The sequence below is a fragment of the Luteimonas deserti genome (assembly GCF_013425765.1).
In the GTDB taxonomy this organism is placed as follows: Bacteria; Pseudomonadota; Gammaproteobacteria; order Xanthomonadales; family Xanthomonadaceae; genus Luteimonas; species Luteimonas deserti.
This window is the reverse complement of the sequence record NZ_JACCJZ010000010.1, coordinates 137,622-161,212: the sequence shown is the minus strand read 5'-3', so window position 1 is coordinate 161,212 and position 23,591 is coordinate 137,622. Positions and strand designations below refer to the sequence as shown.

General features: G+C 71.5%; 27 protein-coding genes and 1 pseudogene. 5 read left to right on the top strand and 23 right to left on the bottom strand.

Translation table 11 applies throughout. The features are described 5' to 3' along the window. Positions 1–632: 632 nt before the first annotated feature. Entirely contained in the window at positions 633–1,427 is a 795-nt protein-coding gene (locus H0E82_RS04280; protein WP_180544138.1) for an undecaprenyl-diphosphate phosphatase, read from the top strand. An 18-nt stretch (positions 1,428–1,445) separates the two neighbouring features. Here H0E82_RS04280 and H0E82_RS04275 read toward each other — a convergent pair whose 3' ends face one another. The 20 genes and pseudogenes from H0E82_RS04275 to arsH all read right to left on the bottom strand — a co-directional run bounded on the left by H0E82_RS04275 (position 1,446) and on the right by arsH (position 16,484). Then, positions 1,446–2,732: an RNA polymerase sigma factor gene (locus tag H0E82_RS04275; protein WP_180544136.1), complete on the bottom strand. Its 1,287-nt coding sequence runs from the start codon at positions 2,730–2,732 to the stop codon at positions 1,446–1,448. Between the two features lie 98 nt (positions 2,733–2,830). After that, a complete protein-coding gene (locus tag H0E82_RS04270; RefSeq protein WP_180544134.1) occupies positions 2,831–3,235 on the bottom strand; it encodes a VOC family protein in 405 nt (134 codons plus the stop codon). Further along, entirely contained in the window at positions 3,232–3,666 is a 435-nt protein-coding gene (locus H0E82_RS04265; RefSeq protein ID WP_180544132.1) for a VOC family protein, read from the bottom strand. Before H0E82_RS04265 ends, H0E82_RS04270 begins: the two co-directional genes overlap by 4 nt. Positions 3,667–4,687: 1,021 nt before the next feature. Beyond that, positions 4,688–5,305, bottom strand: a complete 618-nt coding sequence (locus tag H0E82_RS04260) for a YbhB/YbcL family Raf kinase inhibitor-like protein (protein WP_180544130.1) — start codon at positions 5,303–5,305, stop codon at positions 4,688–4,690. 26 nt (positions 5,306–5,331) lie between these two features. After that, positions 5,332–7,401, bottom strand: coding sequence for a tetratricopeptide repeat protein (locus tag H0E82_RS04255; protein ID WP_180544128.1), 2,070 nt, complete (start codon positions 7,399–7,401; stop codon positions 5,332–5,334). 177 nt (positions 7,402–7,578) lie between these two features. Continuing rightward, positions 7,579–8,553 (bottom strand): annotated as a pseudogene (locus H0E82_RS04250) (YheT family hydrolase); the annotation flags it as partial. A gap of 50 nt (positions 8,554–8,603) precedes the next feature. Then, positions 8,604–9,407, bottom strand: a complete 804-nt coding sequence (locus tag H0E82_RS04245; protein WP_180544126.1) for a lysophospholipid acyltransferase family protein — start codon at positions 9,405–9,407, stop codon at positions 8,604–8,606. A gap of 55 nt (positions 9,408–9,462) precedes the next feature. Next, positions 9,463–9,879 (bottom strand): hotdog fold thioesterase, encoded by a 417-nt coding sequence (locus tag H0E82_RS04240; RefSeq protein ID WP_180544124.1) that lies wholly within the window; start codon positions 9,877–9,879, stop codon positions 9,463–9,465. 332 nt (positions 9,880–10,211) lie between these two features. Continuing rightward, the gene (locus H0E82_RS04235; protein WP_180544122.1) at positions 10,212–10,382 is read right to left on the bottom strand and encodes a hypothetical protein; all 171 of its coding nucleotides are present in this window, start codon (positions 10,380–10,382) and stop codon (positions 10,212–10,214) included. A gap of 37 nt (positions 10,383–10,419) precedes the next feature. Next, positions 10,420–10,551 (bottom strand): hypothetical protein, encoded by a 132-nt coding sequence (locus H0E82_RS16945; RefSeq protein WP_268889895.1) that lies wholly within the window; start codon positions 10,549–10,551, stop codon positions 10,420–10,422. Between the two features lie 26 nt (positions 10,552–10,577). Further along, complete coding sequence (locus H0E82_RS16940; RefSeq protein ID WP_268889894.1) at positions 10,578–10,709, bottom strand: hypothetical protein; 132 nt, start codon at positions 10,707–10,709, stop codon at positions 10,578–10,580. Positions 10,710–10,737: 28 nt separating this feature from the next. Beyond that, entirely contained in the window at positions 10,738–10,869 is a 132-nt protein-coding gene (locus H0E82_RS16935) for a hypothetical protein (protein ID WP_268889893.1), read from the bottom strand. Between the two features lie 29 nt (positions 10,870–10,898). Continuing rightward, positions 10,899–11,054 (bottom strand): hypothetical protein, encoded by a 156-nt coding sequence (locus H0E82_RS04230; protein ID WP_180544120.1) that lies wholly within the window; start codon positions 11,052–11,054, stop codon positions 10,899–10,901. 241 nt (positions 11,055–11,295) lie between these two features. Next, positions 11,296–12,414, bottom strand: coding sequence for an MlaA family lipoprotein (locus tag H0E82_RS04225; protein ID WP_180544118.1), 1,119 nt, complete (start codon positions 12,412–12,414; stop codon positions 11,296–11,298). A gap of 50 nt (positions 12,415–12,464) precedes the next feature. Beyond that, positions 12,465–12,755, bottom strand: coding sequence for an STAS domain-containing protein (locus H0E82_RS04220; protein ID WP_328796956.1), 291 nt, complete (start codon positions 12,753–12,755; stop codon positions 12,465–12,467). After that, positions 12,752–13,414, bottom strand: coding sequence for an MlaC/ttg2D family ABC transporter substrate-binding protein (locus tag H0E82_RS04215; protein ID WP_180544340.1), 663 nt, complete (start codon positions 13,412–13,414; stop codon positions 12,752–12,754). Before H0E82_RS04215 ends, H0E82_RS04220 begins: the two co-directional genes overlap by 4 nt. Before the next feature lie 5 nt (positions 13,415–13,419). Further along, positions 13,420–13,974, bottom strand: coding sequence for an outer membrane lipid asymmetry maintenance protein MlaD (gene mlaD / locus H0E82_RS04210; RefSeq protein WP_180544116.1), 555 nt, complete (start codon positions 13,972–13,974; stop codon positions 13,420–13,422). A gap of 73 nt (positions 13,975–14,047) precedes the next feature. Next, complete coding sequence (locus tag H0E82_RS04205) at positions 14,048–14,791, bottom strand: MlaE family lipid ABC transporter permease subunit (protein WP_180544114.1); 744 nt, start codon at positions 14,789–14,791, stop codon at positions 14,048–14,050. Beyond that, positions 14,788–15,585 carry an ABC transporter ATP-binding protein gene (locus tag H0E82_RS04200; RefSeq protein ID WP_180544112.1) on the bottom strand — a complete coding sequence of 266 codons (798 nt, stop codon included), beginning with the start codon at positions 15,583–15,585 and terminating at the stop codon, positions 14,788–14,790. The genes H0E82_RS04205 and H0E82_RS04200 overlap by 4 nt, the downstream gene beginning before the upstream one ends. A gap of 164 nt (positions 15,586–15,749) precedes the next feature. After that, on the bottom strand, positions 15,750–16,484 hold the full coding sequence (gene arsH / locus H0E82_RS04195) for an arsenical resistance protein ArsH (RefSeq protein WP_180544110.1): 735 nt from the start codon (positions 16,482–16,484) through the stop codon (positions 15,750–15,752). A gap of 43 nt (positions 16,485–16,527) precedes the next feature. Between arsH and H0E82_RS04190 the strand changes: the two genes are divergently transcribed. Genes H0E82_RS04190 through arsB form a run of 3 tightly spaced genes read left to right on the top strand, consistent with a single transcriptional unit; the run spans position 16,528 to position 18,456 of the window. Beyond that, positions 16,528–16,851, top strand: coding sequence for an ArsR/SmtB family transcription factor (locus tag H0E82_RS04190; protein ID WP_180544108.1), 324 nt, complete (start codon positions 16,528–16,530; stop codon positions 16,849–16,851). Positions 16,852–16,903: 52 nt separating this feature from the next. Then, on the top strand, positions 16,904–17,395 hold the full coding sequence (locus H0E82_RS04185) for an arsenate reductase ArsC (RefSeq protein ID WP_180544106.1): 492 nt from the start codon (positions 16,904–16,906) through the stop codon (positions 17,393–17,395). Next, the gene (arsB, locus tag H0E82_RS04180) at positions 17,392–18,456 is read left to right on the top strand and encodes an ACR3 family arsenite efflux transporter (RefSeq protein ID WP_180544104.1); all 1,065 of its coding nucleotides are present in this window, start codon (positions 17,392–17,394) and stop codon (positions 18,454–18,456) included. The genes H0E82_RS04185 and arsB overlap by 4 nt, the downstream gene beginning before the upstream one ends. Positions 18,457–18,498: 42 nt before the next feature. Here arsB and H0E82_RS04175 read toward each other — a convergent pair whose 3' ends face one another. Next, positions 18,499–20,253 carry a phosphoethanolamine transferase gene (locus H0E82_RS04175; RefSeq protein ID WP_180544102.1) on the bottom strand — a complete coding sequence of 585 codons (1,755 nt, stop codon included), beginning with the start codon at positions 20,251–20,253 and terminating at the stop codon, positions 18,499–18,501. A gap of 240 nt (positions 20,254–20,493) precedes the next feature. On the opposite strand from H0E82_RS04175, the gene H0E82_RS04170 reads away from it, so the two are divergent. Further along, entirely contained in the window at positions 20,494–22,488 is a 1,995-nt protein-coding gene (locus H0E82_RS04170) for an LTA synthase family protein (RefSeq protein ID WP_180544100.1), read from the top strand. Here the strand turns inward: H0E82_RS04170 and H0E82_RS04165 are convergent. Both H0E82_RS04165 and H0E82_RS04160 read right to left on the bottom strand, forming a co-directional pair. After that, positions 22,466–23,179: a phosphatase PAP2 family protein gene (locus H0E82_RS04165; RefSeq protein ID WP_180544098.1), complete on the bottom strand. Its 714-nt coding sequence runs from the start codon at positions 23,177–23,179 to the stop codon at positions 22,466–22,468. The two genes, H0E82_RS04170 and H0E82_RS04165, sit on opposite strands and share 23 nt — an antisense overlap. Beyond that, positions 23,176–23,550, bottom strand: a complete 375-nt coding sequence (locus tag H0E82_RS04160; RefSeq protein WP_268889892.1) for a diacylglycerol kinase — start codon at positions 23,548–23,550, stop codon at positions 23,176–23,178. Before H0E82_RS04160 ends, H0E82_RS04165 begins: the two co-directional genes overlap by 4 nt. Positions 23,551–23,591 lie beyond the last annotated feature (41 nt).

The window sequence follows — 23,591 nt, the reverse complement described above, 5'->3', positions numbered from 1 at the left end:
CGCGGACCTTCCGGCAGGCCGAGCAGTGGGCCGCGCCAGAAGGCACGGCCGGGCAAGGAGCAAAAAGGCGGGCCTCGTGCACCGGGCAACCGCGCATCGGGCCTGTCCCTGCCGCGGCAGGCCCCGGCGCCGGCCTGCGACACACGGGGCTTGGTCCCCGATCCAGCGTCTGCCCCCCGGTCTACGCGCGTTGCGCCCTCCCCCGGGAAAAAAAACATCGGGGCGCAGCCCGACCCTGGCGGCACTCCGGCCGCCCCGCCCCCAGCTTCCACGGCCACCGGAACACGGCGGGGGCGCCACTGCCGGCGGCACGGCCGGCGCAGGCGATCACGCAGGTCGCGAAGCACATGGTCGATCAGCCCGCTGCAGTCGAAGCGACCTGCCGGTCTGGTGTCGCCGAGGCGGTCGGGCCTACCCGCGAGACGGATGGCACGGATCGCGTCGTCCGCCGGCCCTGCGACCGGCCGTGACCCGTCGCGCGGCCGCCGGTCTTCGCCGGTCCGGACCCACCCGGACCCGGTCGCGGCGGCGCGGTTTTCCGCACGGCGGCAGGTGCGCTCGGGCGGCGCGGGTTTGGTCGCGCCGCAGCGGCCACGTATCCTTGCCCGCCGCGCCGCCGCTTCCGAGGTCTCGTGTCCGATCCGATTTCCGCCCTGCTGCTCGGCATCATCGAAGGGCTGACCGAGTTCCTGCCCGTGTCGAGTACGGGACATCTGCTGATCGCCCAGCACTGGCTGGGAGCGCGCTCGGACTTCTTCAACATCGTGATCCAGGCCGGTGCGATCGTCGCGATCACCCTGGTGTTCCGCCAGCGCATCTGGGGCCTGACCACCGGGCTGCGCCAGCGCGAGAACCGCGACTACGCGATGAAGATCGCCGCGGCGTTCCTGACGACCGCCCTGCTCGGCCTGCCGGTGCGCATGGCCGGCTGGGAGCTGCCGGAAACCGTCAGCCCGGTCGCCTGGGCGCTGATCATCGGCGGCATCTGGATGATCGTGGCCGAACGGCTGTCCGAGCGCCGCACGGGCGTCGCCGAGGTGACCTGGACGGTGGCCCTGCTGGTCGGCGTGGCCCAGGTGGTCGCCGGCGTGTTTCCCGGCACCTCGCGCTCGGCCGCGGCGATCTTCATCGCGATGCTCGCGGGTCTGAGCAAGCGCTCGGCGGCCACCGAATTCGTGTTCCTGGTCGGCATTCCGACCATGTTCGCGGCCAGCGCCTACGCCTTTCTCGAACTGTGGCTGGACCAGGGCCTCGGCGAGGAGGCCTGGGGCGACGTCGCTCTGGCCTTCGTCGCGGCCATGGTCACCGGTTTCATCGTCGTCAAATGGCTGCTCGGATTCATCAAGCAGCACCGGTTCACCGGCTTCGCGCTGTATCGCATCGCGCTCGGCGCGGGCCTGCTGCTCTTGATGCCGTCCGGCACCTGACGGCGCCCGAGGCGCGGCTCATCCGGGCGACGACGGGGCGGCCCGGCACGCTGCTGCGCGCGCCAGCAGCCAGTCGCGCTCGCGTGCCGTGGGCGCCAGATCCGCCGCGCCGGCATAGGCCCGGCCCGCCTCGTCGTCGCGCCCGAGCTTCGCCAGCAGATCGCCGCGCACTGCCGGCAGCAGGTGGTAGTCCGCCAGCGCCGCGTCGCCGGCCAGCGTTTCCACCAGCGGCAGGGCGGCGGCGGGCCCCTCGGCCATGCCCACGGCGACCGCGCGGTTGAGCGCCACCACCGGCGAGCCGGTCCGGGCGAGCAGCCGGGTGTACAGCGCGGCGATGCGCGGCCAGTCGGTGTCCGCCGCCGCGGGCGCGGTGGCGTGGCAGGCGGCGATCGCGGCCTGCAGCTCGTAGGCGCCCGCCGGTGCGCGGCCACGGGCGGCCCGTGCACGGTCGAGCGATGCCAGCCCCGCCGCGATCAGCGCGCGGTCCCAGCGCGCGCGGTCCTGCTCGGGCAGCAGTACCGGCTGGCCGTCGGCGCCGGTGCGTGCCGGCAGCCGCGAGGCCTGCAGCGCGATCAGTGCACGCAGCCCGTGGACCTCCGGGGCCTGCGGCAGCAGCGCGGCGAGCACCCCGGCCAGGCGCATCGCCTCGGTGCACAGGTCGTGGCGCGCCCAGGTCTCGCCACTGCTCGCGGCGTAGCCTTCGTTGAAGATCAGGTAGAGCACCTGCAGCACGGCCTGCAGACGCGACTGCAGGGCATCGCGCGGTGGCACCTCGAAGGGCACCCCGCGCTGGGCCAGGGCGCGCTTGGCACGGACGATGCGCTGCGCCACCGTGGCCTCCGGCACCAGATAAGCCCGGGCGATCTCGGCCGTGGTCAGCCCGCCGACCAGCCGCAGGGTCAAGGCCACCCGCGCCTCGTCCGGCAGCACGGGATGGCAGGCGACGAAGACCAGGCGCAGCACGTCGTCGTCGATCGCCAGGTCGAGGGCGTCCTGCGCACGGGCATCGGCCTCGCGCTGCGCCTGCTCCATCAGTCGGGCCAGTTCGGCGTGGCGGGCGTCGGCCATGCGGCTATGCCGGAGCCGGTCGATCCCGCGGCGCCGCGCGGTGGTCATCAGCCATGCGCCGGGTGCGTCGGGCACGCCGGACCGGGGCCAGGTCTCGAGGGCCGCGACCAGGGCGTCCTGGGCGAGTTCCTCGGCCAGATCAAGATCGCGCACCACGCGCATGAGGCCGCCGACGATGCGCGGCATCTCCTCGCGCCACAGCGCTTCGATGGTGCGATGGGTGTCCGAGCTGGGCATCGCGGACGATGACACCATCGCGCGACGCGGCCGGCAAGCCCGGCCCGGCGGCGGTCTGCGCAGGAGCGACGGGCATGGCGCGGGACATGGGGCCGCGCTCACGCGACCGGGCACGCCGCGTCCATGACCATCAGTTCCCACAGATGCCCGTCCGGGTCCTCGAAGCCGTGCTGGTACATGAAACCGTGGTCGATCGCCTCCGCCGGCACGCGCGCGCCGGCGGCGCGGGCGCGGTCGACCATCGTGTCGACGGCCGCCCGGCTCTCGCGCGACAGGCACAGGATCGCCTCGGTGCAGTCGCCGGCGCAGACCGGCCGGGTGGTGAAGGTCTGGAAGAACGACCGCACCAGCAGCATCACGAAGATGCCGTCACCGACGATCATGCAGGTCGCCTTGTCGTCGGTGAACCGCGGATCGAAAGCGAAGCCGAGCGCGCTGAAGAACCGCACGCTGCGATCGAGATCGGCCACCGGGAGGTTCACGTAGATCTGCGCCGCACTCATGCCGCGGTCTCCATGTCGCCGCAGGCGCGGGCGTGCAGCACCATCCAGCCGGTGCCGAAGCGGTCGACCAGCATCCCGAAGCGGTGGGCGAAGAAGGTGGATTCCATCGGCATGCGCACGGCGCCGCCGTCGGCCAGCGCGGCGAAAATGCGCTCGGCCTGGGCGTCGTCGTCCACGCCCAGGCTGACGAAGGCGTGCGGCCCGGCGGGCAACGGCATGCCGGGCGGTACGTCGGAGCCCATCAGCGCGAATGCACCGAGGTCGAGCCAGGCGTGCATGATCCGGCCGGCCGCATCGGGGCCGCCGCAGTCACCGTCGGGGCTCTCGGCGTACGCCATCAGCTGCGGGGCGGGTGCGCCGAGGATCGCCGCATACGCGGCGAAAGCCTCGGCGCAACTGCCGTCGAAATAGAGGTAGGGATCGATGCGCATGTCTCGGCTCCGCGGTGCGCCCGGATGGGCGGTCTCGGGAGTACGACGAAGTCGTGGGCCCCGAATCGACACACGGGGTGTCCCGGATGGGATCGGCATTCGTCGCGGCCCCTCCACGCTCCCATTCCGTATCCGTGAGGACACCCCGCGCGTCGACCCTGCCCCAAGGCCGCATCCCATCGCGCCCAGCGCCTGCGCTTCGACCGCGTCGCCGGTCCGTGCCCAGCCGTCGCCGACCCGACTGGCCGAAAGCCTCGACGTCCGAACCCGCCACGCTGCCGGTGCCCATCGCCGCGCTGTTCCCCGAACGCGCCGCCCGTTGCAACGGGAGTTGGGCGAGGGCGGCGCGCCGCGCGCGCATCGCACCGGGGATGTCCGCATGCGCAGCGTGCCCATGGACACCCGGCCCCCGAGCAGATGGCCGTCCGGTCGCGCCGGAGCACGCGCGGCGCGAGTCGATCGCCGGTGAATGCCTGCAACCGGACCGGCGCGGGAGTGGCTGCGGACAGTGCTTCGCGCTCGGCGCGCCGGTCACGACCCGGAAAGCGCGCCCGAAGGCGCGGCTGGCCGCGCTGCCGCGTGGGATAGTGCAGCAGTTGCTGGACAGACCGTCCATCCGCGATCGGGTGCGGAACGACACTGCGCGCGACGTAGCGGGCTTCGCCTTTGCAGCGCCGCCCGCCCCACCCGGTACGGCAGCGCCGGCGAGTCGACCTTCCTGGAGAGCCCCGGGCGCGCGGTGCCTGCCGCGTACCTCGGGGTCCGGAGCATGGCTGCAGGCCTGCCCGTGGGTGACGACACCGCGGTCTCCGCCGGCCTGAGAACGCCCGGTGAGTCCAGCTGCATCGGGCGCTGACGCGGTTCGAAGACGAAGCGGACGCGCGCACGGGGGGGCGCGTCCGCTGCCCCGACACCCCGACCCGCCCGGCGGACGCGTCTTCGCAGGCCTGGGGGCTGGACCATGGCGATCGATCCTAGGATGCCGGGCGCCGACACGCGCTCGGACGCGCCGAACCCGCGATCAGGCCGGGACGGCCTCCGGGTGCAAGGCGTAGGTGCCCCAAGTACACGCCTCGGCGAGTACGTGGCCCTGCATCGCGCGCTGGATGTCGGCCGCCGTGAAGCGCTCGGGCAGGTCCAGGCGCGCGACATCCAGGGCGAAGAGGCGGAAGAAGTACCGGTGCGTGCGCAGATCGTTCGGCGGCGGGTACGGGCCGTCGTAGCCGACCCAGTCACCCGCCATGTCCGGGTCGCCGGCGAACCAGCCGGTGTAGTCGTTGAGTCCCTGGCGCGCGCCCGCGGGACCGGGCGGCGTGCGCTTGCCGCCGGCCTGCACGCCATCGCTGGCGCTGCCGGCGGCGATCTCGCGCAGGTCCGGCGGGATGTCGGCCATCGCCCAGTGCACGAACGGCCCGCGCGGGTGTTCGACGGGAATCTCCACGCCTTCCTTGCCGGCAAGCGATGGATCGGTGGGGGCATCCGGGTCGATGCACAGCAACGCCAGGGACTGCGTGCCAGCGGGCACCTCGTCCCAGGCCAGATGCGGATTGCGGTTGCCACCGAAGCCGGCCGGTGTGCCGGCGGCGAAGGCGGCCGGAATCGGCCCGCCCTGTTCGAAACTCTCGCTGTGGATGCGCATGGAACCTCCGTTGGCGGATGGACGTGTCAGTCGCGCGGGTAGCCCAGGCGAACCGCGACCGGGGTCAGCGCGCCGATCGCAGCCGGCATCGCCTGGATGTACTGGCGCCAGTGACCCATCGGAAAACGATCCGGCCCGAGCGCTTCGAGCGGCGGCGCCGGGTAGTCGGCGATTTCGAGCGCGCGGCCGAGCTCGGTGGCCAGTGTCGCGGGATCCGCGGCCGGGGCGTCGGTGTGCACGATGGCATGCGGCACCAGGTCACGCTCGACGAGATCGGCGAGCTGTCCGAGGTGCCGGGCCAGCCACTGCGCCGCGCGGTCGATGTCCTCGATGCGCAGGGTCAACAGCGTACCGAAGGCGAGCCAGTCCACCAGCATGTCGCGCGGATCGCGCAGCGCGATCAGCAGGCGGGCGCTGGGCAGCTGCGCGCGGAATACCGCAACCCACGCGTTGTCCCACCACGGCAACCAGTCGACGATGGCGCCGTCGGCGATGCCGCGCGCCGGCAGCTGCGCGCGCCAGCCCGATGCCACCTGCTCGGCGGTGAACTCGCCGGCGGCGAAGCGCGCGGGCGCGGTGGTGTCCTGGAACGCATCCGACACGCCGCGCGCGAAGCGGTCGCTGCGGAACGCCGGGATCATGCGCTGCAGCACCGCGCCGATGCGATCGGCATTGGCGCCCGGTCCGCCGTACAGGAAGACCGCCGGCGGCTGGGCGTCGTCGCGTTCGGGACGCGGGGGCCACTCGCGCGGCGGCGCGGTCGGCTCAGGCGCATGCCCGGTGCCTTCGGTCGCCTCGACGCTCACCGAGGCCCAGGTCGCGACCGCGTCGGTGTAGCGGCCGGCGGCATCCTGGGCGAGGCCGATCCAGCGCCGGAGCATGGTTCGGGCCGCGTCGTGGGCCGTCGGCAGCAGATCTTCGGCGAACGCGATCGCGGCATCGGGATCGCGCTCGAGCAGGCGGTTGAACTGGAACTCGTTGGCGACCGCATGCCCGGGCTGCAGCGCGGTGATCACGCGCGAGGCCGCCTCGGCAGCGTCGAGGTCGCCGGTCGCGGCGTGATGGGTCAGCCTCGCCTGCAATGCCGGCACGTGATCCGGGCGTGCGGCGTTCCAGCGCTCGACCACTGCGCCTGCGCCCTCGCCGCCGAAGGCTTCGAAAGCGAGTCGCGCGACCCACAGGTGATCGGCGTCCGGGGCTGTGACGAGGCCGCGGTCGAGGGTCTCGCGGGCGGTGTCGACCGCGTCGTCCGCGCTCCACAGGCGGACGAGGGCGTCGGTGGTACGCGGCGACCATGGCATTGCCTCGAACGCGGCCTGCAGCAGCGGCAGGGCCCGCTCGGGACGTCCGGCGTGGATTTCGAGTTCACCGGCGATGGTCTGCCACGCCGGCGTGGCCTGGGCCGGATCGGCCAGCAGCTCGGTGATCAGGTCCGCGGCCTCGGCCGGACGGCCCTGCTCGAGCATGATGCGCGCGAGCAGGCCACGTAGCTGGACCTGGCCGGTCGACTCGAGCACCCGGCGGAACGACTGTTCGGCGAACGCCAGATGGCCGCGCGCGAGATAGGCGAAGGCCAGCGCATTGAGGATCTGCAGGTCGTCGGGGGCCCGCTCGGCGGCCGCGGACAACAGCGCCAGCGCGCGGTCGTGCTCGCCGCGGCGCGAGGCGAGCGTGCCCTCGACCATCGTCGTCCACGGATGGTCCGGCGCCACCCGGGCGGCGAGCTTGTGCTGGCGCTCGGCCTCGTCGAGGTCGCCGCGGCCGATCGCGAGCTGGGCCTGCATGACGTACGCACCGAACTGGTTGGGATCCAGTGCGACCGTCTGCGACAGCGCCGCCAGTGCCGCCTCGACGTCACGGGCGCCGAGCAGCATGCCCGCACGCTGGAAATGCAGTTCCGCATCGTCGGGCGCGAGCGCGAGTGCGGCATCGAGCGCGGCCAGGGCGGCGGGCTGGTCGCCGGTCGCGCGCAGGGCGAGGGCCAGCAGGCGCTGGACGTCCGCGTCCTGCGGCGCGTCTGCGGCGGCCTGGCGGGCGAGGTCGAGCGCCTCGTCGTTGGCGCCGCGGCGCAGTGCGTCGAGAATCCTGTCCTGCATGGTGTCTGCTGCCGGCACGCGGCCGTCCGTCGGAATGGCCGGCCATTGTAGCGAGGCCCGTCGGCGCGCCCGACGGGCGCGTTCGACGGCTCGCACTCAGCCGCCCGGGGCGTGCGCGTGCACGGCGGCGGCCAGACGGGTGCGCAGGCCGCCTTCGCCCCCCGCGGCGTCCGCGTGCGCGGCCAGCCGCGCGGTGACCCAGCCTTCGGCGAAGCCGTCCAGGCGACGATCGAGCAGGAAACCGCAATGGCCGCCCCAGCGGCTCAGTTCCAGCCGCGCGTGCGCCGGCAGGGCCAGGGCGTGGAAGGCGTCGAGCGGAATCACCGGATCGTCCGCGGCCATCAGGATGTCGGCCGGCACCTGCAGGCCGGACAGCCTGTCGCCGGCGACCGAATAGCCGTCGAAGTACGCGTCGATCGAATCGAAATCGGTATGGGTCTGGACCAGCCAGTCGGTCAGCTCGCGCATGCCGAGGCCGAGGGTGGCATCGTCGAAGGCGTGGTGGTGCGGAAACAGCTCGCGCTTGCGCCGCAGCGAGGCGCGCCAGGTCCGCTCGAAATGGCGCAGGTACAGGCGGTGCCCGCGCTCCATGTAGAGCATGGTGCGGGCCGGGTCGATCACCGGACAGACCGAAGCCACACCGGCCAGCTGCAGTCCCGCGCCCGGCGCGCGCAAGCCCAGTCGCAGCGCGAAGTTGCCGCCCAGCGAATACCCCGCGGCGACCATCGGTCGCGCGGGAAAGCGCTGCGCGACATCGAGCGCGGCGTGCACCACCTCGTCGATGCGATTGGAATGGAAGATCGCCTCGTTGAGGTGATGGCTGCCGCCGTGGTCACGGAAATTCAGCCGGAACACCTCGAAGCCGCATTCGAGCAGGCGCGCCGCGGTGAGCCGCATGTAACTCGACTCGGTACTGCCTTCCCAGCCGTGCAGCAGCAGAGCCAGGCCACGCGAGCGCCGGCCCGGCAGCGCGCTGTGCAGGCCCTGCAGGCGCACGCCGTCGCCGCCGTCGACCAGATGCGCCGTGGTCACCGCACCGGTCGCGGCCAGACGCTGCGCGCCGCGCTTGCGCCGCCAAGGACTGCTCGCCAGCACCGTCTGCACGTGCGGACTGCGCAGCCAGTGCGGCGGCGTGTAGTCGCTGCCCGCGATGCGCCCGTTCTCCCCGGGCGCGACAAGCGCGGGCAGCAGCGCCTGCGAGGTCATCCCACCGGACCCAGCGCGGCCACGATGCGCTCGCGCGACAGCTCGGCCATACGCCGCCGGCCTTCGGTATTGCCCGGCAGGATCGGCTCGAGGAACACGACCTCGGCCTCGCGCGCCGGCTCGCCGAGCAGGCGCATGAAATTGGCGAAGAACGACTCGCGTTCGCCGAAGGCGACGATGGTCTGCGCGCAGCCACCGGCGCCGTAGCGCAGCGCCACCGGCTGCACCGCGACGTTGCCCTGCACCGCGGCCTGGAAGATCCGCGCGTGGAACGGGCCGACGCGGTCCCCGCCGCGGGTGCGCCCCTCGGGAAAGACACCCACGGCCTGCCCGGCACGCAGGCGGCCGAGCATCGCCTCGAGCACGCCGCCGAGGGATTCCTGGTTGCCGCGCTGGTGGAAGATGGTGTCGCCGCGCGCGGCCAGCCAGCCCACCACAGGCCAGCCGGCGATCTCGCGCTTGGCGACGAATCCCATCATGCGTTGGCTGTGCAACGCGGATATGTCGATCCAGCTCACGTGGTTGGCGACGAACAGCACCGCACCGGGCAGAGGCGTCCCGATCCGGCGCAGGCGGAAACCGAAGAGCCGCATCAGGCCGCCCTGCCACCAGCGGATCGCGCGATGCCCGGGCGGATCTCCGCTTGCCCAGCGACGACGCGCCAATGGCGGCGCACCGAGCAGCAGCACCACCGGCAGGTGCACGAACACGTGCCACAGCAACAGGGGCACGCGGACCGCATAGCGCAGTGCGCGCGCAGGCAGGCCGCCGGCGCGTGCGGGCATGGGGGGGGACGTCATGCGGGCACGATACCCAAAGCCGGGCCACGCCGGCTAGCGGGATGAATGCGTGCGATCACGGTGTCGGGATCACCGCGAGCGTCAGCCGCGACACGCACACCGGGCGCCCGTCGGCATCGTCGATGCGGATGTCCCAGACCTGGGTGGTCCGACCGACGTGCAGCGGGCGCGCCGTACCGGTGACGCTGCCGCTGCGCACCGCGCGCAGATGGTTGGCGTTGATCTCGATGCCGACGACACCGAAGCCTTCGGGCGCAGCCAGGCCGCCGGCGGAACTGCCGAGCGTTTCCGCCAGCAGTGCGGATGCACCGCCGTGCAGCAGGCCGTACGGCTGATGGGTGCGTGCATCGACCGGCATCGTGGCACGCAGCAGATCCTCGCCGATCTCGGTGAACACGATGCCGAGGGTGGCGATGGCGGTGCCGGCCGACATCGCGTTGAGCTGGTCGACCGTGGTGGTCTTTCGGAACATGGACGCATCCGCGGTGGGGAGACGGGCAGCTTACGGCGCAGGCGCCGACTGGCCTATCCGCAGGTCCGGTTCGCGCGGCGCCGTGACGGAAAGGCGGCCGCGTCGTCCGTGTGGGCGGGGGGCCGGCAGGCACATCGGCAGCGCCAGCGGCGCCTGCCGATGGGGTCGCCGGGACGACCTCGGCGTGGATTCGAAGGCGGCGCGGTGTCCGCATGGCGCGATGCGTCGCCCGTTGACGGGGGTGCGGCCCGCTTCGAGGCTCGACGGTGAGGAGCGCGGCACGGGCGCGTGGCGGTCCGGAAAGGCACGGCAGCGTCGGCCGGCAGCCGGCCTCAGAGGATGCGGAAGCGGCTCGGCAGTGCGCGCGGGCTGCGGCGGGGCGGCAGGCGACGCGTGTCGCAGATGGCCGCAGGGATCGCGCTGCGGGCGGTCGGGACGGCCGGAAGGTCCTCGGCCACGGATTGCTGGGCGGCGGCGTGCACGATGGCGTGATTGCGGTTCATGGCGGGTCCTGACGGAGGATGGATCGCCAGCGGAAGATCAGGCGATGCGAAAGCGGCTGGGCACAGGGGCCTGGCTGTAGCTGCGCGGGGTGCCATAACCACTGCTGCGGCCATAGCTGGCGCCGAAGGGACGGGGTGAGGCGGAACGGCTGGCGTGGATGCGGTTCATGACGGTGGTCTCGAGGGGAGCGCAGGTCAGACGACGCGGAAGCGGGCCGGCACCGAGGTCCGGCCGTAGCTGCGCGGGGTGCCGTACCCGCTGCTGCGGCCGTAGCTGGCGCCGAACGGACGGGGGACGGTGGGACGGCTGGCGTGGATGCGATTCATGGCGGTGGTCTCGTCGTGGGGTCGGGGGTCAGACGACGCGGAAGCGGGCCGGCACCGAGGCCTGGCCGTAGCTGCGCGGAGTGCCGTACCCGCTGCTGCGGCCGTAGCTGGCGCCGAAGGGACGGGGGGAGGCGGAACGGGTGGCGTGGATGCGGTTCATGGCGGTGGTCTCGTCGTGGGGGTCGAGGGTCAGACGACGCGGAAGCGGGCCGGCACGGAAGGCTGGCTGTAGGTGCGCGGGGTGCCGTACCCGCTGCTGCGGCCGTAACCGGTGCCGAACGCGCGGCTACGGGCGCCGAGGTCGAAGCTGCGGGCGGGGATCTGGGGGGTGGTCTGGGTCTGCATGGCGGTTGCTCCGTGTGGTTGTGATCTGGTGTGTTGGTAGACTACAACACCACCGTTCGATAACACCACCCTGCCAGAGGTCATGTCAGGCAAAACCCGACATTTTGTTAATCTACTGTTCATAAATAAGCGGCATCCGGAGCGGGCGGCACGCCTGAGAACCGCCGCGTGTGGCCGGCCTCACCCGACCGACGCAAAAAAAAGCCCCGCATCAGCGGGGCTTCGATCGGAGGAGCCGGACTCAGGGGGGGGTCGGCACGCCGGGGATCACCGGCATCACGTCCACCGGCACAGTGGGCATGGCGTCGTCCTCGTAGAGATAGTCCGGCAGATCGTCCTGCTCGTCGCGGCTGCGCCGGACCGATTCGATCTGGTAGGCGCGCCGCTGCATCCAGGCATCGCGGATCAATGCGTACTCGTCGGTGGCACCCAGCCGCATGCTGTCCAATGCGAACAGGCGCGTGCGCAGGTCCACCAGCTGCAGGCCCTGCAGGCCGAAGCGAACGGTGTCGTCGCCGATCTGTCGCATGGGCGAAAGCGGCGCATCGCCCACGAGGCCGAAACCGTCGCGCAGCGTGCGCGGACCGAACAGCGGCAGTTCGACGTAGCGCGAATTACGCCAGCCCCACACGCCGAGCGTCTGCCCGAAATCGGCGTCACGGTGCGGAATGTCCGCATCCGATGCCGGGTCGAAGATGCCGCCGATGCCCAGCGTACTGTTGATCAGGAACCGCCCCAGCGACTGCCCGGCCGCCTTGGGCCTGCCCTGCAGCAGTGCATTGACCGCGCTGACCGGCTGACCGAGATTGCTGAAGAAATTGCCCACGCCCAGGCGCACCGGTCGTGGCACCACGGCCACGTAGGCGCGCGCCAGCGGCGTCGCGATGCCGCGATCGATGGCGCTGTTGAACGCGAACACGCGCCGGTTGAGCGGCTCCCAGGGGTCGTAGCTGCGCGGCATCTGCGCCGCATCGGGCAGCGTGGGATCGGCCACCGGGTCGTAAACGGGCTCGCCATACAGCGCCGCGTAGTCGAGCTCGGCCTCGGTCGGCGTGCCGTTCGCGGGCAGGCCGTCAACCGGCGTGCCGCCGGCCGGCGTGGCGTCGCCGGCAACGCGGGCCGCTTCGTCGAACGCGGCGATGACCTCGCCGGTGTCCGGCGCGGCCGGCACATCGGCGCCTTCGGCATCGGCCACGGTCGGCACGTCACCCGGCGCGGGCGACACACGGGTTTCCGCGTCGTCGATCGCGGCACTGGGCGGCGGCACACGATCACGCGGCGTGCCCGTACCGGCGCAGGCGGACAACACGGCGGCCGCGAGCAGCGGCGCGATCAGGCGGATCTGGGAAGGCGTCGCCATGGGAGGGTCCAGTGGAACGATGGGGGCGATAGCGGGCGACGGGCGACGGCTCAGGCCGACACGAAGCCCAACGCCGGAGTCAGACGGTACGCGCCGCACAGGTCGGCCAGTCCCGGCGGCGAACCGTCCACCGTCAGCCCGCCGGCATCGGCCAGCTCGGCCAACAGGGCGAGCCCGGCGCTGTCGACCGCGCTGACGGCGTGCAGGTCGAGACGCGTCGCCCCGGCCCGCAGCGGCGCCGCCTGCGCCCACAACGCGGGCACGGACGCAGCCGCAACCACGCCGGAGACGGCCAGCGCGTCGCCGTCACGCCGCACCGAGGCCGCAGGCGCGTGACTCACTCGGCGGTGGCCTGGATCTGGCCGCTGCGCAGCTCGCGCGCGACTTCGGGGATCGACTTGCGCTGCAGCTGCGGGTCGAACTGGTCACGGAACGTACGGACGAAGGAGACGCCTTCGACCATCACGTCGAATACCTTCCAGCCGCCACCGCTCTGGCGCATCAGGTAGTCCACGGGGATCGGCTCGCCGCCGCTGCGCAGCAGTTCGCTCGACACGCGCACGCCCAGACCGCGCGGCAACGGCGTCTCGGACTTGATGCGCACGCGCAGCTGGGTGTTGAAGTCGAGCAGCGACGAGCCGTAGCGGCGCATCAGGTTCTCGGCCAACGCGTCGCCGAAGATCTTGACGTCGGCATCCGAGGCGCCGCGCGCATGCCGGCCCAGCACCTGGCGGGCGGCGTAGTCGCGGTCGAACATCGTGTCGAACTCGCCCGTGATGAACCGCTGCAGCGCGGCACGGTCCCGGGTGAACTCGGCACGGCGCGATTCCAGGGTCTTGAGCACGCGCTCGCTGTTGGCCAGCACCAGGCGGCTGGGCGCCCCGGCCTGCGCATTGGCGGCCTGCGCGGTGGCCGGCGCGGCCTGCTGGGCGAAGGCGATGGCGGGCAGGGACAAGGCGGCGGCGAGCGCCAGCGGCAGCGCGCGGCGGATCAGGGTCATGCGGATCATGGAAGCACTCCTTCGTCACGGGGGGACGCGTCGGGGGACGCGGTGTCGTACGGATCGTCCGTCGACGGTGCGGCGCCGGCGTCTGCGCCGCCACCGCTGAACATGTACTTGCCGACCATCTGGATCAGGTCCACCGCCGGGGAGGTGAACGCGATCTCCTCGCCCGGCTGCAGCGCTTCGAGATCGCCGCCCGGGGACAGGCCGACATAGCTCTCGCCGAGCAGGCCGCCGGTGAGGATCGCCGCGGACGTGTCGGCAGGAATCTCGTTGAAGCGCTCCTGCACCGCCAGGGTCACGATCGAATCGAAGCGCACCGGATCCAGATCGATCTTCGACACCCGGCCGATGGTCACGCCACCGATCTTCACCGGCGCATTGGGGCGCAGCTGGCCGAGGTTGCTGAAGCGCGCACTGAGCTCGTAGGTGCCGCCACGGACGAACCCGAACTGGCCGTTGGTCGAGGCCATCGCCAGCACCAGCAGCGACGCGAGCGCCAGCAGCAGAAACGCACCGACGGCGAACTCGAGACGGGGACCACGGGCGCTTGTCATGGGAATCACCTTTGCAGCAGACCGCCGACAGGGCGGTGAATGGAATGGAGGCGGTTCAGCCGCGACCTGGCGGTCAGCGGAACAGGAAGGCCGACATCACGAAATTGAACATCAGCACCAGCAGCGAGGCATTGACCACCGCACGCGTCGTAGCCACCGAGGTGCCCTCGATCGTCGGCTCGGCGTGGAAGCCCACATACGAGGCGACCAGCGCCGCGATGCCGCCGAACACCGCCGATTTCACGAACGCGATCAGGAAATCGCCGCGGAAGTCGACCGCGTCCTGCATCGCCTGCCAGAACATGCCGTTGTCGATGCCGAGGATCTGCACCGCCTGGAACCAGCTCGCCGACAGCGCGAGGCTGCAGAAGAACGCGGTCAGCAGCGGCACGCAGATCACCGCGGCCCAGAACCGCGGCGCCACCGCCTTGGCCACCGGATCGATCGCCATCAGGCCGAGCGCGGTGATCTGGTCGGTCGCACGCATCAGGCCGAGTTCGGCGGCGATCGAACTGCCGGCGCGCCCGACGAACAGCAGCGCGGTCAGCACCGGCGCCAGTTCGCGATACAGGCCCAGGCCGATCAGCACGCTGACCTGGTTGCTGGCGCCGTAGGTTTCCAGCGCGCGGTAGCCCAGCAGGGTCAGCGACAGCCCGACGAAGGCACCGCCAACGGCGATGATCGGCAGGGAGCGGCCGCCGATCTTGTAGATCTCGCGCAGCAGCTCGGAGAAGAAATCGGCGGTCGGCTTCGACGCGCGCAGCACCGACAGCGAGAACAACCCGGCGCGGCCGAGCGAGCGGATCGCAGCGGTCATCGCGCGGCCTCCGTGGGGGCGAGATCGCCGCGGTCGAATGCGATGGGCCCGTCGGGCTCGCCGCGCAGGAACTGGCGCACCAGCGGATCCTCGCTGGCCTCGAGCGCAGCCGGCGTGCCCTGGAACACGATGCGACCGTTGGCGATCACGATCGCGTGGTCGGCCACCGGCAGCGTCTCGTGCACGTGGTGGGTGACGATGATGCTGGTCAGCCCGAGCGAGGCGTTGAGGCGGCCGATCAGGCTCATGATCACGCCCGAGGCGATCGGGTCCAGCCCGGTCAGCGGCTCGTCGTAGATCATCAGCGGCGGATCGAGCGCCAGCGCGCGCGCCAGCGCCACGCGGCGCGCCATGCCGCCCGACAGCTCGCGCGGGAACAGGCCGGCCGCGGCGCGCAGGCCCACCGCCTGCAGCTTCATCGCCACGAGGCGCGCGATCACCGGCTTCGGCAACTTGGTGTGCAGCCGCAACGGCAGCGCGATGTTGTCGCCCGCGGTGAGATCGGTGAGCAGGCCGTTGCCCTGCAGCAGCACGCCGATCCGCTTGCGCAGTTCGAGCAGGTCACGGGTGCGTGTCGGCACGCGCTGACCGAAGACCTCGACCGTGCCGGCGGCCGGCACCAGCTCGCCGGTCAGCGCCGACAACAGCGTCGACTTGCCGCTTCCCGACGGCCCGAGAACCGCGGTCACGCTGCCGCGTGGCACCGAGAGATCGATGCCCGACAGCACGGTGCGCCCGCCCCGCTCGAGGCGGACGTCACGCAGCAGCACGGCAGGAGCCTGGGAATCGGGCATGGAATCCAACGAAAGGGCGGAAGCGGTTCGCGCAGGTGCGGCAGGCGCGCAACCCGAAGAGCATGGCGAGAACACACTGAATCTTAACCCAGCCAGTGAACTGGCGAGTACAGAAATTGTCCCGCAACCGGGCAGGAGCATCCCGGCTTCGCGCGCCGTAATGCCTAGTCCGCAGCCGATGCGGACGCGACCTGCGCACCCGAGCGCGCGGCCAGCATCGCGGCCGCCACATCGCCGACCCGCTCGCTGTAGCGGTCGGTCAGCAGCTCGCTGCGGTCGCGCACCAGCCAGGTGAAGCGCACCAGCTCCTCCATCACGTCGACCACGCGGTCGTAGTACGCCGACGGCTTCATCCGCCCGGCCTCGTCGAATTCCTGCCAGGCCTTGGGCACCGAGGACTGGTTGGGGATGGTGACCATGCGCATCCAGCGGCCCAGCAGGCGCAGCGCATTGACCACGTTGAACGACTGCGAGCCACCGCAGACCTGCATCACCGCCAGCGTGCGGCCCTGGGTGGGACGCATGCCGCCGCTTTCCAGCGGCAGCCAGTCGATCTGGTTCTTGAACACCGCCGTCGGCGCGCCGTGGCGTTCGGGGCTCACCCAGACCTGGCCTTCCGACCACATCGAAAGCGCACGCAGCTCCTGCACCTTCGGGTGCATGGCCGGCACCGAATCGAGCATCGGCAGCTCGCTGGGATCGAACAGCCGCGTCTCCGCGCCGAACAGCTCGAGCAGCCGCTGCGCCTCGAGCGCGAGCTTGCGGCTGTAGGACTCGGGGCGCAGCGAGCCGTAGAGGATCAGGATGCGCGGCCGATGGCCGCCGGCCGGCGCGCCGAGGGCCACCGGGTCGACGGGCTTGAACGCGGCGGGCACGAGATTGGGCAGATCGGAGGTCATCGGCGACTTGTTGCGGTCATAAATGTTCGACTATTCTAGAAATATGGAACATGAAACCGCAACCGGCGCGCTTTCGGCGCTCGGCCACAGCACCCGGCTCGCCGTCTTCCGCCTGCTGGTGCAGGCCGGCCGCAGCGGGCGTCTGGCCGGCGATATCGCCACCGCGCTGGACCTGCCGGGCGCGACGCTGTCGTTCCACCTCAAGGAACTGGCCAGCGCCGGACTCATCACCGGCGAGCAGCGCGGCCGGACCATCTGCTACCGCGCCGACTTCGACGCGATGAACGCACTGGTCGGCTACCTCACCGAAAACTGTTGTGCGGGCGACGAGGGCGCGTGCCCGCCGGCCGCCGGCTGCGCGCCCTGAACCGGTTCCGCACTGCGTCTCCCCATCACTCATTCCCTCAGCGAGCCATCCCATGACCCGACGCGTCCTGTTCCTGTGCACCGGCAATTCCGCCCGCAGCGTGCTGGCCGAAGCCACCTTGCGCGCCTGGGGCGTGGGCCGCTTTGATGCCTACAGCGCCGGCAGCCAGCCGGCCGGCCAGGTGAACCCGTTCGCGATCGAGCAGCTGCAGCGGGAAGGTTTCCCCACCGACAACCTGCGCAGCAAGTCCTGGGACGAGTTCTCGGCCGAGACCGCCGCGCCGATGGACCTGATCGTCACCGTCTGCGACAGTGCTGCCGGCGAAAGCTGCCCGATCGTCCACGGTGACTTCGTCCGCGTGCACTGGGGCCTGTTCGACCCCGCCGCGGTCACCGGCAGCGACGCCGACAAGCGCGCCGCCTTTGCCGAGGCGCACGCGATCATCCAGAAGCGCCTGCGCGCGTTTCTCGACATCCGCGATGACGTCTGGGCCGACAAGGCCGCAGTCAAGGCGCTGCTCGAACCGATCGCCGACGTCGAATGAGCACGCCCGCGCCTGCACCCGCGCCGGGCCGCCTGTCCTTTCTCGACCGCTGGCTGACGCTGTGGATCTTCGCGGCGATGGCGCTGGGCATCGCGCTGGGCACGCTGTTCGACGGCCTGCCGGACGCGCTGAACGCGATGAGCTGGGGCACCACCAACATCCCGATCGCGATCGGCCTGATCCTGATGATGTATCCGCCGCTGGCCAAGGTGCGCTATGCGGAACTGCCCAACGTGTTCCGCGACAAGCGCGTGCTGGCGCTGTCGCTGGTGCAGAACTGGCTGATCGGGCCGTTCCTGATGTTCGGGCTGGCGGTGCTGTTCCTGCGCGACTACCCCGAGTACATGACCGGCCTGATCCTGATCGGCCTCGCCCGCTGCATCGCGATGGTGCTGGTGTGGAACCAGCTCGCGCGCGGCGACAACCAGTACGTCGCCGGGCTGGTCGCGTTCAACTCGGTGTTCCAGATCCTGTTCTTCAGCGCGTACGCCTGGTTCTTCCTGAGCTGGCTGCCGCCGGTGTTCGGGCTGGAAGGCAGCGTCATCGACGTCAGCATCTGGACCATCGCGCAGGCGGTGCTGATCTACCTCGGCATTCCGTTCCTGGCCGGCTATCTGACCCGGCGCTGGCTGGTGAAATCCAAGGGCGAAGCCTGGTACGAGACGCGCTTCCTCCCGAAGATCAGCCCGATCACGCTGGCCGCGCTGCTGTTCACCATCGTCGCGATGTTCAGCCTCAAGGGCGGCGACGTGGTGCGGATTCCGATGGACGTGGTGCGCATCGCGATCCCGCTGACGCTGTACTTCCTGATGCAGTTCGTCCTGAGCTTCTGGATGGGCCGGCTGATCGCCAAGGACTATCCGCGCACGACGGCGATCGCGTTCACGGCCGCCGGCAACAACTTCGAGCTGGCGATCGCGGTCGCCATCGCGGCCTTCGGCCTGGCCTCGCCGGTCGCGTTCGCGGCCGTCATCGGGCCGCTGGTCGAGGTGCCGGTGCTGATACTGCTGGTGCATGTGGCGCTGTGGATGCAGCGCCGCTGGTTCGGCCGCGCCGCCTGACCCACCTCGCGCGTCCTGCATGCCAGGGCGCGGCACGCGCGCTCAGCCGGTGCGGCACCCGCCCGCGATGTCGCGGCGGCGGTCGTAGGCGCGCGTGGCAATGTCGAAGAAGCCGAGCACGGTGGCAAACAGGTCGTCGTGGCTGTGCGGCGCCTGCGCGGCGGTGGCGACACAAGCGAGGTCGACGCCCATCGAGCGTGCCGAGTCGGCCGCGGTCCACAGCACCATCGGCACCTGCAGTTGCTGCGCCGGCGCGATCGCGTACGGCGCGCCGTGCAGGAACAGGCCGTATTCGCCCAGCGATTCGCCGTGGTCGGACACGTACAGCAGCGCGCTGTCGCGGTCGGTCCGTGCGGCCAGCAGGTCGATCAGCTGGCCGAGCACGGCGTCGGCGTAGAGGATCGCGTTGTCGTAGGCGTTGACGATCGCCGGCTGCGCGCAGCGCGCCAGATCCGCGCTGGTGCAGGTGGGCCGGTAGCGCGCGAACGTCTCGGGATAGCGCTCGAAATACGCCGGCCCGTGGTTGCCGAGCATGTGCAGCACCAGCAGCGTATCGCCCTGCGCGGTGTCCAGACGCTGGCGCAACGCGGTCACGAGCACGGCGTCCAGACAGCGGCCGTCACGGCAGGCGGCCGGATCGATCGCCGCGGTCATCGTCTCCATGCCGGTCCCCGCGCAGACGCCCTTGCAGCCGGACTGGTTGTCCAGCCAGTCGACGGTGACGCCGGTGCGGGCGACGACGTCGAGCAGACTCTGCTGCGCGCGGATCGCATCGCGATCGTAGTGCGCGCGGCCGAGCGCGGAGAACATGCACGGCAGCGAGACCTCGGTGCTGCTGCCGCAGGCACTGACGTCGGGGAAATTGACCACGCCGCGCGCACGCAGCTGCGGCGTCGTGTCGCGTGCATAGCCGTTGAGGCCCCAGTGGTCGGCGCGCACGGTTTCGCCGATCACCAGCACCAGCAGGCGCGGCCGGCGCATCACGGGTGTCGTCGTCTGCCGGGCATCGGTGGCCACCGGCTGGCGTTCGCCCGGCGGCACCTCGTCGCGCTCACCCGCGGCGCGCACTGCCGATACCAGCACGTTGCCCGGCGTGATCCGGTAGCGCAGCGCATGGTCGGCGCGGACCAGCGAGAAGATGCCCTGCGACGCACTGCCGAGCGCGCCCGCGGCCAGCAGCGCCATCGCCAGCAGGAACGCCACGCGGCGCACCGCAGCGCGCCCGATCGCATCCCGCCGCACCGGCACCAGCGCCAGCAGCACGGCCGGTGCGACGCCCCGCAGCAGCACGTGCAGCAGCAGGCCCGCCGACAGCAGCTCCCGGCTTTCTGCCGGATTGGTGCGCAGCACGTTGTGGATCATCTCCACATCGAACAGCACCGCGTAATGCGTCGCGAAGAACGATGCCAACGCGGTGACCACCAGCAGCGCGCACAGCACCGGCTTCAGCGCGCGACCGAATGCGAACAGACCGAACAGCAATGCGTGCAGCGCCACCAGCGCCACGCCGAATGCGACCTGCACGCCCGGCGCCGCACCGGCCACGTGCAAGTCGTGCCAGAACGGCGCGTTGGCGCTGACGATGCACCAGGCCGACACCGCGATGAGCAGCCCTTCGGGCGGGCAGGGCCGCTGCAGGGCTGCACACAGGCGGGGCCACGCACCTGACGCAATGTCCGTCAGGCCGTTGTGGCCACGTTCGCTGGCGGGCGCGACGGGCCCCGCCAAGGTTCTGGGCGACAGCGATGGCGTGGTGGCGCCGCGTTCCTGCGCCGGCGTGCGCGGCACGTGCCGCACGCCCGGTGTCCGTCCCTGTCCCTGCATCGCCAAAGCGCCCGCGTCATGCCGGAACGTCCCGGCGTGCGCAGGCTCGCGGCGATCGCGTCGGAAAGCCGTGGGAACGCCGTTGCCCAAACCTTAACCCGTGGGCACCGGCCTGCCCGCGTTCCGACAGTTCTCCGACATCACCGCGCCCAGCCTGCGCAGCGCATCACCGGCCCAGAGCGCGCCGGTGTGCGTCCATCAGGAGGCCTGACGATGTCCCGTTCCTTTCCGCGCCCGGTGTCCGGTCTTGCGCCCTTCCTACTGGTGTTCGTAGCCGGCCTGGCGCTGCTGTCCGCCTCGCGCCTCGGCCTGTCGCTGTGGCACGCCGGCGCGGTCGAGGCCGTGGACGGCTGGGCCCCCGTCCTGCTGCAGGGCCTGCGTGTCGACGTGGCGACGATGTGCATGTTGCTCGGGGTGGCCGCCGCGCTCTACCTGCTGCTGCCCGTCGGCCTGCGCACGCGTCGATGGGTCCGCGCGGTGTTCGCCGGCTGGCTGACGCTGGCGCTCGTGCTGCCGCTGACGCTGGAACTGGCCACGCCCGCCTTCATGCACGAGTACGGCCTGCGGCCCAACCGCGTGTTCGTCGAATACCTGCTGTATCCGCAGGAGATCGCGTCGACGCTGGGCAAGGGCCATCTGGCGAGCAGCCTGTTGACGCTCGCGTTGAGCATGGCCGCCGCGCTGCTGGGCTACCGCGTGATCCGCCGCGCGCTCGCGCGCGCCGGGAGCGCCGACAGCGGCTGGACGCTGCGCTTGGGTCTCGCCGTGCTGGTGGTGGCGCTGTCGGCAATGGGCATCCGTTCCACGCTCGGTCACCGGCCGATGAATCCGGCGCTGCTCGCGTTCTCCAGCGACGCCACGGTCAACACGCTGCCATTGAACTCGTTCTATTCGGTCGCGTTCTCGATCCGCGACCTGCTGCGCGACGATCCCGGCGCGCGGCTCTACGACACCGCCACGCCGGATGCCGCGGTGGCCGCCTACATGCATGCGCGCACCGGCACGTCGCTCGCGGCGTCGACATCCGCGCCGGTGCTGGTCGACCACGCGCCGGCCTATACCGGGCGGCCGCGCAACCTGGTGATCGTGCTCGAGGAAAGCCTGGGCGCGCAGTTCGTCGGCAGCCTCGGCGGCCTGCCGCTCACGCCGAACTACGACCGCCTCGCCGCGCAGGGCTGGGCGTTCGACCGGCTCTACGCGACCGGTACGCGCTCGGTGCGCGGCATCGAGGCCGTCATCAGCGGCTACACGCCGACGCCGTCGCAGGCGACGGTCAAGCGTCCGCGTGCGCAGGGGCAGTTCTTCACCCTGGCCAGCGTGCTCGCACGCCACGGCTACGACACCACGTTCTACTACGGCGGTGAAAGCCACTTCGACAATATGCGCGGCTTCCTGCTGTCGAATGGCTTTTCGCGCATCGTCGACCGCAAGGATTACGACGCGCCGGCGTTCGTCGGCTCGTGGGGCGTGTCGGACGAAGATCTGTTCGATCACGCGCATGCCGAGTTCACCCGGCTGCACGCGGCGGGCACGCCGTTTCTCGGCTTCGTGTTCACCTCGAGCAACCACGACCCGTTCGAGTTTCCCGACGGTCGCATCGAGCTGCACGATGCGCAGAAGGCCACGCGCAACAACGCCGCCAAGTACGCCGACTACGCGCTGGGCCGCTTCATGGACCAGGCGATGGCGTCGTCTTACCGCGACGACACGGTGTTCCTGATCGTCGCCGACCACGACTCGCGCGCGTTCGGCCGCACGCTGGTGCCGGTCGACAACTTCCACATTCCCGGGCTCATCGTCGCGCCCGGCCTCGCGCCGCGGCGCGACGAGCGTCTGGTGAGCCAGATCGATCTGGGGCCGACGCTGCTGTCGCTGGCCGGCATCGACGATCCCACGCCGATGATCGGCGTCGACCTCACGCGTCCAGGCGGCCCGGGCCGCGCGCTGATGCAGTACGACCAGACCTTCGCCTACATGACCGACGACGCGATGGTGGTGCTGCAGCCGTCGCAGGCGCCGCTCGCGTTCGTGCGCCGCGCCGACGGCGCGCTGCAGCCGCAGGCCACCGCGCCGCCGGGCCTGGTCCGCGATGCCACGATGCATGCCCTCTGGGGCACGCTGGCCTACGAGCACGGCTGGCACAGCCTGCCCGACGCGCGCGCCGATGCCGGGGCGGGACGCGTACTCAGCGCCGCGCGTGCGCGCTGAGCGCCGTCCAGCCCGGCCAGTACCGGGCGACGCCGGTGGCCACGCTGGCGCACACCGCGAGCGCCCACACGTCGTGGGACAGGAAATGCGCGCCGCGCAGCTGCTGGGCCGCGCCGAACACCGTGCCCAGGATCAGGCCGACGGCCAGACCCCAACAGCGCCAGCGCGGCGCGGCGTGGCCGAGCGCGAAATGCAAGCCGATCCAGGCATAGCCGGCGCCGGCATGGCCGGCCGGAAAACAGGCGCCCGCGCCGGCGAACGGCAGCGCCCAGTCGCGCGTGCCGCCGTAGCGCAGCAGATCCCACGGGCAGTCGACGCCGGTGATGCGCTTGAGCACGGCGATCAGCACCGCGCACAGCCCCACGGTGACCAGCAGATAGCCGGCCGCGCTGCGCCAGCGCGCGGACAGCACGTGCAGGCGCCGGTCGAGCAGCAGCGCCGCGGCCAGCGTCGCGCCCGCCAGCACGGTGAGCAGACGACCGCCGTCGTGCAGCAGGCGCGACGTCCACCACGCCTCGCGCCAGGCCCAGCGGCCGCCTTCCCAGGCATAGAACCGGTCCGCCAGCCACGCATCGACGCCGAGCCCCTGCAGCGGCACCGTCAGCGCGAGCGCCACAAGCAGCATCGCTGTGATCGCGGGCCAGCCATCGAGACGCCAGGCGGCCGGCCAGCCGGTGGCGCGCACGCTCACCACGGCACGCAGGCCCAGACCGCGCCGTGCAGCAGCAGGCTCACCGTCACCGCGGCCGAGCCCGCGTCCTTGGCCTTGCCCGACAGCGGATGCCGCTCGGCGCCGATGCGGTCGATCGCCGCTTCCACCGCGGTGTTGAGCAGTTCGACCACGAACACCAGGCCCAGCGTCACCAGCAGCAGCGCGCGCCATAGCGGCGCGGGCACCAGCAGCCAGATCGCCGGCGCCACGACCAGCGCCAGCAGCGCTTCCTGCCGGAACGCTGCTTCGCTGCGCCAGGTCTCGTGCAGGCCGCGGCGCGAATGGCCCAGCGCCGCGATCAGGCGCGACACGCCGGTCGCAGCAGGCCCGGTGGAAGTGGACATCGACATCGCAGGCTCCGGCCGGCGGAGGGGCGCCGGCGCAGCCCGCA